This is a genomic window from Streptomyces sp. NPDC043680 (assembly GCF_056436685.1).
On record NZ_JBWKCE010000003.1, the window covers coordinates 501684 to 513774 of the forward strand.

The 12091-nt window shown below is 73.0% G+C and carries 14 protein-coding genes; 10 read left to right on the plus strand and 4 right to left on the minus strand.

Annotated features, from left to right (window positions below; all coding sequences use genetic code 11):
• Positions 1-90 precede the first annotated feature (90 nt).
• The 4 genes from AC0666_RS08875 to AC0666_RS08890 all read left to right on the plus strand — a co-directional run bounded on the left by AC0666_RS08875 (position 91) and on the right by AC0666_RS08890 (position 4442).
• Positions 91-1371 (plus strand): aspartate kinase, encoded by a 1281-nt coding sequence (locus AC0666_RS08875; protein ID WP_356846495.1) that lies wholly within the window; start codon positions 91-93, stop codon positions 1369-1371.
• Positions 1368-2456: an aspartate-semialdehyde dehydrogenase gene (locus AC0666_RS08880; RefSeq protein ID WP_468965654.1), complete on the plus strand. Its 1089-nt coding sequence runs from the start codon at positions 1368-1370 to the stop codon at positions 2454-2456. Before AC0666_RS08875 ends, AC0666_RS08880 begins: the two co-directional genes overlap by 4 nt.
• Before the next feature lie 157 nt (positions 2457-2613).
• Complete coding sequence (locus AC0666_RS08885; protein ID WP_361711846.1) at positions 2614-3348, plus strand: SigE family RNA polymerase sigma factor; 735 nt, start codon at positions 2614-2616, stop codon at positions 3346-3348.
• The gene (locus tag AC0666_RS08890; RefSeq protein ID WP_478707322.1) at positions 3345-4442 is read left to right on the plus strand and encodes a hypothetical protein; all 1098 of its coding nucleotides are present in this window, start codon (positions 3345-3347) and stop codon (positions 4440-4442) included. Before AC0666_RS08885 ends, AC0666_RS08890 begins: the two co-directional genes overlap by 4 nt.
• Here AC0666_RS08890 and AC0666_RS08895 read toward each other — a convergent pair.
• The gene (locus AC0666_RS08895; RefSeq protein WP_468965649.1) at positions 4408-5289 is read right to left on the minus strand and encodes an SURF1 family protein; all 882 of its coding nucleotides are present in this window, start codon (positions 5287-5289) and stop codon (positions 4408-4410) included. The two genes, AC0666_RS08890 and AC0666_RS08895, sit on opposite strands and share 35 nt — an antisense overlap.
• Before the next feature lie 109 nt (positions 5290-5398).
• Complete coding sequence (locus AC0666_RS08900; RefSeq protein WP_468965646.1) at positions 5399-7204, minus strand: S9 family peptidase; 1806 nt, start codon at positions 7202-7204, stop codon at positions 5399-5401.
• Positions 7205-7305: 101 nt separating this feature from the next.
• Between AC0666_RS08900 and AC0666_RS08905 the strand changes: the two genes are divergently transcribed.
• The 6 genes from AC0666_RS08905 to AC0666_RS08930 all read left to right on the plus strand — a co-directional run bounded on the left by AC0666_RS08905 (position 7306) and on the right by AC0666_RS08930 (position 10827).
• The gene (locus AC0666_RS08905; RefSeq protein ID WP_468965644.1) at positions 7306-7470 is read left to right on the plus strand and encodes a hypothetical protein; all 165 of its coding nucleotides are present in this window, start codon (positions 7306-7308) and stop codon (positions 7468-7470) included.
• Between the two features lie 173 nt (positions 7471-7643).
• The gene (locus AC0666_RS08910) at positions 7644-7811 is read left to right on the plus strand and encodes a hypothetical protein (protein ID WP_356846504.1); all 168 of its coding nucleotides are present in this window, start codon (positions 7644-7646) and stop codon (positions 7809-7811) included.
• Positions 7812-7853: 42 nt separating this feature from the next.
• Positions 7854-9212 (plus strand): cytosine deaminase, encoded by a 1359-nt coding sequence (codA, locus tag AC0666_RS08915; protein WP_478707323.1) that lies wholly within the window; start codon positions 7854-7856, stop codon positions 9210-9212.
• Between the two features lie 11 nt (positions 9213-9223).
• Positions 9224-9838, plus strand: coding sequence for an HD domain-containing protein (locus AC0666_RS08920; RefSeq protein WP_478707324.1), 615 nt, complete (start codon positions 9224-9226; stop codon positions 9836-9838).
• Between the two features lie 74 nt (positions 9839-9912).
• Positions 9913-10440: a DUF5956 family protein gene (locus AC0666_RS08925; RefSeq protein ID WP_468965636.1), complete on the plus strand. Its 528-nt coding sequence runs from the start codon at positions 9913-9915 to the stop codon at positions 10438-10440.
• A gap of 42 nt (positions 10441-10482) precedes the next feature.
• The gene (locus AC0666_RS08930) at positions 10483-10827 is read left to right on the plus strand and encodes a VOC family protein (protein WP_468965633.1); all 345 of its coding nucleotides are present in this window, start codon (positions 10483-10485) and stop codon (positions 10825-10827) included.
• A gap of 299 nt (positions 10828-11126) precedes the next feature.
• Here AC0666_RS08930 and AC0666_RS08935 read toward each other — a convergent pair whose 3' ends face one another.
• Together AC0666_RS08935 and AC0666_RS08940 are read right to left on the minus strand one after the other, a co-directional pair.
• The gene (locus AC0666_RS08935) at positions 11127-11312 is read right to left on the minus strand and encodes a DUF6009 family protein (protein WP_468965631.1); all 186 of its coding nucleotides are present in this window, start codon (positions 11310-11312) and stop codon (positions 11127-11129) included.
• A gap of 100 nt (positions 11313-11412) precedes the next feature.
• Positions 11413-11982 (minus strand): lytic polysaccharide monooxygenase auxiliary activity family 9 protein, encoded by a 570-nt coding sequence (locus AC0666_RS08940; RefSeq protein ID WP_478707325.1) that lies wholly within the window; start codon positions 11980-11982, stop codon positions 11413-11415.
• Positions 11983-12091 lie beyond the last annotated feature (109 nt).

Genomic DNA, 12091 nt, shown 5'->3' on the forward strand with positions numbered 1-12091 from the left:
CGAACGTCTCATCATGCGGTACGGAACGGTCGGATCGCGGCCGCTCGTTAGACTGCACCAGCAATGAGACGGACTGAGCGAGGAGCGCACGTGGGCCTTGTCGTGCAGAAGTACGGAGGCTCCTCCGTAGCCGATGCCGAAGGCATCAAGCGCGTCGCCAAGCGGATCGTGGACGCCAAGAAGAACGGCCACCAGGTGGTCGTCGTGGTTTCCGCGATGGGCGACACGACGGACGAGCTGATCGATCTCGCCGAGCAGGTATCCCCGATGCCTGCCGGGCGCGAATTCGACATGCTGCTGACCGCCGGAGAGCGTATCTCCATGGCCCTGCTGGCCATGGCGATCAAAAACCTGGGCCACGAGGCCCAGTCGTTCACCGGCAGCCAGGCAGGCGTCATCACCGACTCGGTCCACAACAAGGCGCGCATCATCGATGTCACGCCGGGCCGGATCCGCACCGCGCTGGACGAGGGCAACATCGCCATCGTCGCCGGCTTCCAGGGCGTGTCCGCGGACAGCAAGGACATCACCACCCTCGGGCGCGGTGGTTCCGACACGACGGCCGTGGCGCTGGCCGCCGCGCTCGACGCCGAGGTGTGCGAGATCTACACCGACGTGGACGGCGTCTTCACCGCGGACCCCCGCGTCGTGAAGAAGGCGCGGAAGATCGACTGGATCTCCTCGGAGGACATGCTCGAACTCGCCGCCTCCGGCTCCAAGGTGCTGCTGCACCGCTGCGTCGAGTACGCACGCCGATACAACATCCCGATCCACGTCCGCTCGTCCTTCTCGGGACTGCCGGGCACCTGGGTCAGCAACGAAAAGCCCGAGTCGCAAGGGGACGAGCAGGTGGAGCACGCCATCATCTCCGGAGTCGCCCACGACGTCTCCGAAGCCAAGATCACGGTCGTCGGCGTCCCGGACAAGCCGGGCGAGGCCGCGGCGATCTTCCGCGCCATCGCGGACGCCGAGATCAACATCGACATGATCGTGCAGAACGTGTCCGCGGCCTCCACCGGGCTCACGGACATCTCCTTCACGCTCCCCAAGGCGGAGGGCCACAAGGCCATCGACGCCCTGGAGAAGGCGAAGGGCGCCATCGGCTTCGACTCCCTGCGCTACGACGACCAGATCGGCAAGATCTCCCTGGTCGGCGCCGGCATGAAGACGAACCCGGGCGTCACCGCCTCCTTCTTCCAGGCGCTGTCCGACGCGGGCGTCAACATCGAGCTGATCTCGACCTCCGAGATCCGCATCTCGGTGGTGACGCGCCAGGACGACGTCAACGAGGCCGTCCGCGCCGTGCACACGGCCTTCGGGCTGGACTCCGACAGCGACGAAGCCGTCGTCTACGGAGGCACCGGACGATGACCGCGACCCGGTCGACCCCGGCTCCGGCGCTCGCCGTGGTCGGGGCGACCGGAGCAGTCGGTTCGGTCCTGCTCCAGATGCTGTCCCAGCGCGCGGACGTCTGGGGCGGCATACGCCTGATCGCCTCCGCGCGCTCGGCCGGCCGCAGGCTGGCCGTGCGCGGGGAGGAGGTCGAGGTGCTCGCCCTCACCGAGGACGCCTTCGACGGCCTCGGCGGCGGCGATGTGGCGGTCTTCCTGACCCCGGCCGAGGTGTCGGCCCGGTGGGCGCCCGCCGTGACGGCCCGCGGGGCCGTCGTCGTCGACCGCTCCGCGGCCTTCCGGGAGGACCCCGAAGTGCCGCTGGTGGTGCCCGAGGTCAACGGGAAGGCCGCCCGGATGCGGCCGCGCGGCATCGTCGCGGGCCCCGACTGCGTGACCGCCGCGATGATCGCGGCTCTGGGCGCGCTGCACGCCGCGTACGAGCTGGTCGACCTGACCGTCTCCTCGTACGAGGCCGCCAGTGCCGGCGGCCGCTCGGGAACGGAGGCGCTGCGCCGCCAGACCGCGCTGGTCGCGGGCACCGCACTGGGAGAGCAGACCGGGGACGTACGGCGGGCCGTGGGCGAGGACACCGGTCCCTTCGCGGCCCCCCTCGCCCTGAACGTGGTGCCGTGGTCCGGGGAGCTGCGCGAGGACGGCTGGTCCTCGCAGGAGCTGGCCGTACGGTCCCAGACGCGCCGGATCCTGGAGCTGCAGGCGCTCCCGGTGGCGGTGACCTGCGTACGGGTACCGGTGCTGACCGGGCATTCGCTGACCGTACGGGCCCGGTTCGAGTCCGAGGTGGACGCGGGCCGTGCGCGGGAGATCCTGGAGGCCGCGCCCGGCGTGGTCCTCGCGGACGACCCGGCGGCGGGGGAGTTCCCCACCCCCGTGGACGCGGCGGGCACGGATCCGGCCTGGGTCGGGCGGATGCGGGCCTCCCTGGACGATCCGCACTCCCTGGAGTTCTTCGTGTGCGCCGACAATCTGCGGCACGGGGCCGCACTGAACGCCCTGCAGACCGCGGAACTGATCGCTGGTGAATTCGCGTATTTCACTTTGTAGGATCAGTGCTGATCCCTTGATCAAGGTGATGGCCTGACTGCCGCCTGGACGGGCGGGGCAATCAGGAAGAGCGGGTACGCATGAGGGCAAGAGGGATTTTGCTGGTGAGGCTGCCTCGCGCGTACAACCCTGGTGGGGGGACGCGTGTCCAACTGGCGTGGCAGAGGCACTTCTCGACTTCGCCGTCGTTCCGGCCCGCAGCGTGCCCGCTGCGCCGCGTCGGCGTCTCCCGGTGCCCGGCGGCCGCCCGGTGATCGTTCCCGTCCCGCCGGTGGTGCCGCCCGTGCAGCCGGCCGCACCGACCGTCCTGCCGACCCGGGGCGGCCGCGTGCCCGCGCCGCGTGATGGCGCGGAGGCGGAGGGCGCGGCCGCGGCAGCCGAGCCCGTCGTCGTCGCCGGCACCACCGTCGACCACCTCACCGAGACCTACCAGGCCCACTACCGCTCCCTGCTCGGCCTGGCCGCGCTGCTCCTCGACGACACCGCCTCCTGCGAGGACGTGGTCCAGGAGGCGTTCATCCGCGTGCACTCGGCCCGCAACCGGGTCCGCGACCGCGAGAAGACCCTGGCGTACCTGCGCCAGACCGTCGTCAACCTCTCGCGCTCGGCCCTGCGCCGGCGCATCCTCGGCCTCAAGCTGCTGTCGAAGCCGATGCCGGACATGGCCAGCGCCGAGGAAGGCGCCTACGACCAGCTGGAACGGGACGATCTCATCAAGGCGATGCGCGGACTGCAGCGGCGCCAGCGCGAGGTGCTGGTGCTGCGGTACTTCGCGGACATGACCGAGGCCCAGGTCGCCGAGACGCTCGGCGTCTCGCTCGGCTCGGTGAAGGCGTACGGATCGCGGGGCATTGCCGCGCTGCGGGTGGCGATGGAGGCTGCGCAGTCATGACGGACGACCACATGCCGCCGGGCGGGCAGAGCGAGGAGCAGGCACTGCGCAGCCTGCTGCGCGGGGCCGTCGAGGGCCTGGAGCCCGCCGAGGACGCGCTGGAGCGGCTGCGGTACGCCGTACCCGTGCGCAGGACCCGCAAGCGGCGGGCCCTGGTCGGTGCGGCCGTGGGCGTCCTGCTGGCCGGGGCGGCGGTCCCGGCGGCCCTGCACCTGCACCCCACGGGCGCGGAGGGCGACACCGGCGAGCACTCGGCGATGGCCGGCCACGAGGAGCCCGGCACGGCCGTGGGCGGTTCCGGCTCGGACCCCCACCAGAACGGCGCGGGCGCCGCGCCGGAGTCCAGCCCGAGCGCAGGGAAGGACCCGGCCGCCGGCGGTTCCGGCGACCGGCCGGACTCCCGCGCGGGCGGATCCCCGTCGGGCGGCGCCTCGGCCGCTCCCTCGGCCGGCGCCTCCGCCGGCCTGGGCACCGGCCCGCTGCCCCCGGTGGCGGTGCCGGGCGTGCCGGGATGCAGCGGGGAGCAGCTCGGGGTGCAGGGCAGCGCGGGCGCACCGGAGCCCGACGGCACGGTGTACGGCAGCTTCAAGGTCACCAACGTCTCCACGCGGGGCTGCGCGGTCCTCGGCCCGGACACGGTGACCGCGGCTTCGGTGACGCCCTCGGCGCCCGGGAAGAGCTCCGGGGTCACCGTGGTCGGCCACACGGCCGGGGACCCCGCGGCGGGGCTGCCCGATCCGTCGGCGGAGACACCGCAGCTGCTGCTCCAGCCGTACACGGCCTACGAGGTCCGCTTCGCATGGGTGCCCTCGGCGCAGTCCTGCCCGGCGGCCACCCCACCCCCGATCGGCGAGCCCCCGTCGGGCGGCTCCGCGCAGAGCACCGGACGGGCGGCGGGGGACGAGGCCACCCGGCACAGCGATCCGCAGACGGGCGGCACGGCGCCGGAGCCCACCGGGGTGGCGGTGTCCCACACCCCGAACACGGCGGTGCCCGGCGCGCCGGTCACGCAGACCACCATCCCGGCGGCCTGCGGGGGCACGGTCTACCGGACGGGCGTCATTCCGCTGGAGGGGCCGAAGCCGACGCCGTAGGCGGTGCCGGAGCGGCCGCGGCCGCAGCGGGCGCGGCCGCAGCGGGCGCGGCCGGCTCCGCAGGCTCCTGCGGCTGCGGCTGCGGCTGGGGCTGCGGCTCGGGCAGCAGCCCGGCCTCGGCGTCGCGCAGGGTCTCCACCTCGCGGCGGTACAGCCGGAACCACATGAACAGCAGGAAGCCGATGAAGACGAACCACTCGCCGGTGTAGCCGAGGTTCTGGAAGGCCTTCAGGTCGAGCCCGGTGTTGCTCGGCGCCTGCGCGGGCACGGGCGTCAGCCCGTCCGCCGGGCTCTGCACCGTCAGCCAGGCGTCGTACAGCCCGTACGGCACGAGGTTGACCAGCGAGGCCGCCCCGATGACCCCGAGCTGCCCGGCCGGCAGGCCGCCCTCGGCGTGCACTCCTTTGGTGGTGGCGCTCTCCGAGGCCTGGAGGGCGCCGGTGACCTCGACCCTTCCGGTCGGCGCGGCGGGCGCCTTCGCCGGGTCCGCCCGGCCCGGCAGCCAGCCCCGGACCACCGGGACGGCCTTGCCCGAGTCGGTCTTCAGCAGGGTCAGGACGTAGAAGCCGGACTTCCCGTCCAGCTGCCGGTCCGGTACCAGCAGCTGGTCGGCGTACTCGCCGGAGGCGGAGGCGAGCCGCCCGGAGGTCGTCTTGTCCACCGGGAGCAGCGACTCCAGCGGCTCGGCCGGCCGGTCGGGGTGCTGCGAGGCCGCCTCCCGGTGGGTGGCGACGCGGTCCTCGAAGCGGCCGAGCTGCCAGGTGCCCATGAAGAGGCAGACGGGAACGGCGAGCGCGACGAAGACGTTGATCCCCCACCAGCGCGGGGTCAGGAGAAACCGGTGCACCCCACCACGGTACGGGGGGTGCACCGGATCACCGGGGCCGGGTCGGGCGCGAAGGCGTACCGGGCCCGGGCACGAAGGCGTGCCGGGCCGGGCGGTGAGGCGTTCCGGATCAGACGGGAAGGCGTTCCGGAAGGTGCTTGCGGACGAACTCCAGCTCCATCCGGACCTGCTTGATCCGCTCCTCCACCACGAGCGAGCCGTGCCCCGCGTCGTAGCGGTACACCTCGTGCACCGCGCCGCGGGCCGCCAGCCTCTCGACGTAGTTGTCGATCTGCCGTATCGGGCAGCGGGGGTCGTTGACGCCCGCCGCGATGTGGACGGGAGCCTTCACCGCGTCCACGTACGTGAGCGGCGAGGAGGCCTCGAAGCGGTCCGGGACCTCCTCCGGCGTGCCGCCGAAAAGGGTGCGGTCCAGGGACTTCAGCGCCTCCATCTCGTCGTGGTACGCGGTGACGTAGTCGGCGACCGGTACGGCGGCCAGGCCCACGGCCCAGGCGTCCGGCTGGGTGCCGAGGCCCAGCAGCGCCAGGTAGCCGCCCCAGGAGCCGCCCGAGAGCACCAGCCGGGCCGGGTCGGCGAGCCCGGAGGCCACCGCCCACTCCCGGACCGCCGCGATGTCCTCCAGCTCGATCAGGCCGACGCGGTGCTTGAGGGCGTCCGTCCACTCCCGGCCGTATCCCGTCGAGCCCCGGTAGTTGACCCGGACGACCGCGAAACCGTGGTCGAGCCAGGCCGCCGGGGTCGCGGCGAACGCGTCGCTGTCGTGCCAGGTGGGCCCGCCGTGGAGCTCGAAGATCGTCGGGAAGGGGCCCTCGCCGTGGCCCGCGGGCCGCTGCGCGAGCGCGTGGATCCGCCCGCCGGGGCCCTCCACCCAGGCGTCTTCCACCGGCACCGAGCCGGGCGCCCGGAAGCCCGGGGGTTCGAGGACGATCCCGCCCGCGGTCGACCGTACGGCCGAGGGCTCGGCCGCCGAGGACCACTGGTACTCCACCGTCCCGTCGGGCCGTGCCGTCGCACCCGACACCGTCCCGGGCGGCGTGTCCACGCGTACGAGCTCCTGCGCGGCGAGGTCGTAGCGCCAGAGCTCGCTGCGCGCCTCGAAGCTGTGCTCGATGAGCAGCGCGGAGCCGTCGGGATACCACTCGGCGGCCACGTCGCCGGGCAGGTCGACCGCCAGGTCCTCCTGGGCGCCGGTGGCCACGTCCCACACCATCGGCTCCCAGCGGCCGCGCCGCTGGTGGCCGACCAGCAGCCGGGTGTCGCCGGCGACCGGCGCGAAACCGAGCACCTCCAGGCCCAGCTCCACGGTGCCGCCGCGGGAGTCGTCGAGCTCGGCGACGGTGCTGCCGTCGAGGGTGAGCACCCGCAGCGCCGCGTGCATGGCGTCGCCGTGCTCGGTGTGCTCGACGGCGATCAGGGTCCCGTCGCGGGACAGGTCACCGACGCCCGCCGATTCGCGGTGCCGGTAGACGACCGAGGGCAGCGTGCCGTCCGGCCGCACGACGTGGATGGTCGTGCCCTCCTCGTCGGTGGACCGGCCGACGACGGCCGTGCCGTCCCGGCCGAGGGCCAGGCCCGCCGGGTAGGAGGGGTCGAGGCCGGGGGTGGCCGGCTCGTCGGGGCCGCCCGCGAACGGCTGGCGCACCCACACGCCGAACTCGTCGCCGTCGGTGTCGGAGAACCACCAGATCCACTCGCCGTCGGGGGAGAGGGTGCCGTCGGTGGTGCCGTTGGGACGGTCGGTGGCCTGCCGCTGCGAGCCGGTGGCGCGGTCCCAGGCGTAGAGCTCGTACGTCCCCGTCGCGTTCGAGACGAAGAGGCAGCGGTCCGGGGCGTCCTCGGCCCAGTCGGGCAGCCCGACGCGCGGGGCGCGGAAGCGCTTCTCCCAGTCGGGCACGGCCGTGTTGTCAGTCATACCCCCATGTAACCCGATCGGCGCTGTCGGATGGTCCCCGGCAGCGGGAGGGGGCAGCGTGGGCCGGGACCCAGCCTGCTGTTTTCCCGTGAGGAGTGATCATGGTGAAGAAGCGCAAGGAGCCGACGCAGGAGAACCGCGGCTCTGCGGAGTCCCGGTCCCCGCAGAAGTCGACACAGCTGGTCGAGGACGTCCGCGAGGCCCAGGTGATGGCCTTGAAGGAAGACCGGATGCGCGAGCAGCGCATGAAGGGCGGGCGCGGCTGACGCGTCCCCCTGCGGGGGCGGCACCCCCGTGGGGGCGCCGCCCCCGCGCGCGTCGTCCCGCCCCCGGGGTGAGCCCCGCCCCGGATCGCCCGCTCGCTCCGGATGCCGTGTCGGGTGAACGGGGGGACAGTGGAGGGCGTACGCCCTCCGGAGCGCCCCGAGGAGGCCCGATCATGGCCAAGAAGGCTCGCAGCGGTACGTCGCAGGCCGCCGAGCGTGAGCACGAGCGCGCGAAGAACACGGCGGCCGAGGCGCGCGCCAAGGCCGCGGCCCGGGACGCGCAGACGCTCTCCGCGAAGACGCGGGGAATGCAGCAGAAGGCTCAGGCCAAGCGCGGCTGAGTCGCCCGCCCACCCTGCGGCCCCGGCCGTAGGGTGGCCGGCATGCGGATGATCGTCCGGGGCGCCCGGCTGCTGCACACCGACGGAACCGACGGCACCAAAGGCACCGATGACCCCGGCGGGGTGGGAGGGGCCGGTGGGGCCGGAGGGCTCTTCGACGTCGAGGTCGCCGAGGACGGCCGGATCGCGCGGGTGGTCCCGTACGACGACCAGAAGGAACCGTCGGCGACCGGCACGCTCATCGAGGCGCACGGCGCCCTGCTCACCGCCCCCTTCGTCGAGCCCCACATCCACCTGGACACGGCCCTGACGGCGGGCGAGCCGCGTCCGAACGCCTCCGGGACGCTCTGGGAGGGCATCGCCTGCTGGAGCGAGCGCAAGCGGACCCTGACGCGCGAGGACGTGATCGCGCGGGCCACGGAGGTGCTGCGCTGGCAGGCGGCGCAGGGGGTGCTGCACGTGCGGACGCACTGCGACGTCACCGACCCCTCGCTGACCGCGCTGGACGCGCTGCTGGAGGTGCGCGACCGCGTGCGCGACGCCATGCACCTCCAGATCGTGGCCTTCCCGCAGGAGGGCATCGTGTCCTTCCCCGGCGGCGAGGTCCTGCTGCGCGAGGCGGTCGCCCGCGGTGCGGACGTGGTGGGCGCGATCCCGCACTTCGAGGACACCCGGGAGGACGGGGTCGCCTCCCTGGGCATCGCCTTCGCGGTGGCCGAGGAGCACGGGCTGCGCGTGGACGCGCACTGCGACGAGATCGACGACGAGCAGTCCCGCTTCGTGGAGGTGCTGGCCACGCTCGCCCTGCGCTCGGGCCTGCGGGAGCGGGCCACCGCCTCGCACACGACGGCGATGGGCTCCTACGGCGGTGCGTACAGCTTCAAACTCCAGCGCCTGCTGGCACGGTCGGGAATCAGCCTGGTCTCCAACCCGTTCGCCAATCTCAACCTCCAGGGCCGCTTCGACGCCTATCCGCGGCGGCGCGGCCTCACCCAGGTCAAGGAGATGCTGGCCGCGGGGGTCAACGTGGCCTTCGGGCACGACGACGTGATGGATCCGTGGAACGCGCTGGGCACCGCCAACCCGCTGCAGACCGCCCTCGTCGGGCTGTACGCCGCCCAGCTCACCGGCGCGGACGAGATCCCGGTGGCCTTCTCGATGGTGACCGACCGGGCGGCGCGGGTGCTCGGCCTGTCGGACGCGGAGTACGGCATCACGCCGGGCGCGCCCGCCTCCTTCGTGCTGCTGCCCGCGGCCTCGCCGCAGGAGGCGATCCGCCGCCAGGTCCGGCCCCGCTACGTCGTCTCGCACGGCACCGTACTCGCCGAGACCCCGCCGGCCCCGACCCTCCTGTCCTGGCCGGGGGAGGCCCCCTCCGAGGTGGACTTCAACCGCCCGTAGGCTGCGCTCCCATGACGACACGTGGGAACTGGACCCGGGACACTGCGGCGGGCCGGACGGCCCTGGAGATCGCCTCCGAGTACGCGGACGAGGCGCTGCTGAACCACTCCGTCCGCTCGTACGCCTTCGCCGCCGAGTACGCGGCCCGGCACGGGCTCGCGTACGACGAGGACCTGTTGTACGTCAGCGCGCTGCTGCACGACCTGGGGCTGACGGCGCCGTTCGACAGCCACACGCTGCCCTTCGAGGAGGCGGGCGGCCATGTGGCGCGCGTGCTGACGGCGGGGCTGGGCTGGCCGGCGGACCGGCGGGCCCGGGCCGAGGAGGTGATCGTGCTGCACATGCGGGACGACGTCACGGTGGCCGAGGACGTCGAGAGCCACCTCCTCCAGGTCGGTACCAGCGCCGACGTGTCGGGCCTGCGGGTGGCCGATTTCGATCCGGCTTTCACCGCCGCCCTGCTGGAGGCGTACCCCCGGGCCGGCTTCGGCGCGGCCTTCCTCGCCCTGGTCGAGGACCAGGCGGTCCGCAAGCCCGAGTGCGCGGCGGCCTCGTACGTGGCGGGCGGCGCCGCGACCCGCATCGCGGCCAACCCCCTGGACCACCGCGGCGGCGTCCGGCTCTAGGCCCGGGCCGTCGAAGTCCCGTCGAAGGCTCGTCAAAGGTCCGTCCCGCGGGGTGGCGGAGATAGCCTGCCCGTATGCCGTGGGACTGGGACTGGGACGAGGCCGGGACACCGCATCCGCTGGCCCGGCTCCGGGCCGGGCGCAGCGAGCAGGAGCCGGACCGGCTGCCCGAGGTGCGGGAGCTGGAGGTGCTCGGCTGGGAGCCCGCGCCCGAGGACCTGCTCTGGGTGTTCCTCCCGTACGTCTGGCCCCCGGAGCACCGCACCTGGGTCCCGGACCGCTCGACCCACTGGGCGGTGGAGACCCGCCTCGACGGCCACGGCCACATCACCGGCGTGGAGTGCGCCCCGCTCCCGGAGCCGGACGTCCACGAGCTCGACCGGGAGGCCGAGGAGGTGCTCGCCGCCCTCGGGTTGCCGCCCCGGCCGCCGGGCCGGCTGTGGTTGCTGCGCCCGGTCGGCCCCTTCCCGACGGTCGGGGCGGTGCTCGACCACCTGCGGACGGTGGCGGCCGAGCGCGGGGTGGAGGCCGGGGCCGGCAGCGCGGCCTTCCTCGCCCTGGCCGGCGCCGAACTCGGCTCACTGGCCCAGCACATGGACTGACGCCTGGGGCGAGGACACCCGGGTGCGGCTTAGGGTGCCTGCATGCGTGTGCGTCTGCAGCAGATCGTCGTCGACTGCCGGGAGCCGCGGGCCCTGGTGCGGTTCTGGGCCCGGCTGCTGGGCGGTGAGCCCGTCGACCGGGCCCGGGGCTGGTCGCACGTCGACCTGCCGGGGGTGGCCCGGCTCGCCTTCCAGCCGGTTCCCGAGGACAGGGCGGGGAAGAACCGGCTCCACCTGGACCTCGCCGTCGACGACCTCGCGGCGGCCACCGAGGAGGCGGTGGCCCTGGGCGCCGCCCGGGTGGGCGCCGCGGTCACCGACGACCAGGGCTCCTTCCAGGCCATGCGCGACCCGGAGGGCAACGAGTTCTGCCTCGTGAGCGGCTGAGGGGCCGCGGGCACGGCCGGTTCGGGCCGATCCCTCCGTATCGTCCCGGCGCGACCGCCGGGACACAGTCGGGGTGGCGGGATGTGAACCCACGACCTCTTCGTCCCGAATGAGGTTCGAGTCTTAGGCCCGCACGCCATTTTCAAGGAATGTGCAGGTCAGAGCGTCGTTAGCGTCGGCTCCGGGAGGCTCCCAAGAGCCTTCCTCACAAGATTTTCTCCCAGGATTCTTCCAGCGCCCATGTCCCTTGAGGCGGCCCGGAGCCCTGTGGCTTACTCATGCGTGGTCGCACGACGGGGTCATGAAAGCTTTCCGCCCCGGGCTCGTTCTGTCAGCTCACCGGGAGTACGCGGCGCCACTGTCCGAGGATCGACCGCATCAGTGGGTGCGCCTGAGCTGTACGTCCCCGCCAGCTGCTCGAACCGGTCGTGTTCCTTACCCAGAACACGCGGCTGTCCTGTGACCGAAGTTGGACCGGTTGTCATCGAAGTGGGACCACCGGCCGTTTGTGGCCGACGAGCGGTGTGTGCCGGCCCTGCCGTTGTGGCAGGGCCGGCACCCGGTCGCGCCCGGGGCGCGGTGGTCCTACGTGTACTGGAGGTCGATGACCTGGTAGAAGGCGTGTCCGGTGTCGGCGACCTCCCATACTGCGAGCAGGACCTGGTGCCCGGCGCCGCGCTGGGGCAGGCGCATGGTGTGGGTGGTGGGCTCGCTGGGGACGAGGTCATCGGCTGACCAGTAGGGCTGTCCGCTGAGCTGGACGCTGTGGAAGGGCTCCCTGTCGAATTGGGCTCGGGACAGGGGCTGGGTAGGGTCCCAGCCGTTCTTGGTGAGGAAGTAGTTGAAGCGGCGGGTCTTGTGGGGCGCGTGGAAACCCCAGGTGAGTTCCAGGTTCTCGCCTGAGGTGACCGGGTGCTTCTTCCAGTCGGTGCCGACCTCGTCCAGGGAAGCGGCGAAGTCCTTTCCGGCGCTGGCGATCTGCCCGTCCGCCGGCGGTTGGGCGTTGACCACGTCGTCCGGGGCGAAGGGATCGCGCAGGCCCGCCTGGTTCGCCGGGAAGAACTTGCCGGCCTCCAGGCCGTTGGCCTGCCAGCTCTCCAGGTAGAGCTGGGCTCGGGAGGGGGGAGAGCCGACGGCTCCATGCTTGGGTTGCACGAGATGCTCCTTACGCTGGGTGTGAATATGCGTACGGAACGTTACCGGGGGATGTGTCCTTTATCCGCTCATTTCTCTTCATCCGGCTAGTCGGCGTTGATGGCGTCGG

Coding starts and splice junctions, on each gene's coding strand:
- AC0666_RS08925 (WP_468965636.1), top strand. CDS start 9,913: ATGCCGTGGGACTGGGACTGGGACGAGGCCGGGACACCGCATCCGCTG.
- AC0666_RS08920 (WP_478707324.1), top strand. CDS start 9,224: ATGACGACACGTGGGAACTGGACCCGGGACACTGCGGCGGGCCGGACG.
- AC0666_RS08900 (WP_468965646.1), bottom strand. CDS start 7,204: ATGACTGACAACACGGCCGTGCCCGACTGGGAGAAGCGCTTCCGCGCC.
- codA (WP_478707323.1), top strand. CDS start 7,854: ATGCGGATGATCGTCCGGGGCGCCCGGCTGCTGCACACCGACGGAACC.
- AC0666_RS08905 (WP_468965644.1), top strand. CDS start 7,306: ATGGTGAAGAAGCGCAAGGAGCCGACGCAGGAGAACCGCGGCTCTGCG.
- AC0666_RS08890 (WP_478707322.1), top strand. CDS start 3,345: ATGACGGACGACCACATGCCGCCGGGCGGGCAGAGCGAGGAGCAGGCA.
- AC0666_RS08935 (WP_468965631.1), bottom strand. CDS start 11,312: ATGACAACCGGTCCAACTTCGGTCACAGGACAGCCGCGTGTTCTGGGT.
- AC0666_RS08910 (WP_356846504.1), top strand. CDS start 7,644: ATGGCCAAGAAGGCTCGCAGCGGTACGTCGCAGGCCGCCGAGCGTGAG.
- AC0666_RS08880 (WP_468965654.1), top strand. CDS start 1,368: ATGACCGCGACCCGGTCGACCCCGGCTCCGGCGCTCGCCGTGGTCGGG.
- AC0666_RS08930 (WP_468965633.1), top strand. CDS start 10,483: ATGCGTGTGCGTCTGCAGCAGATCGTCGTCGACTGCCGGGAGCCGCGG.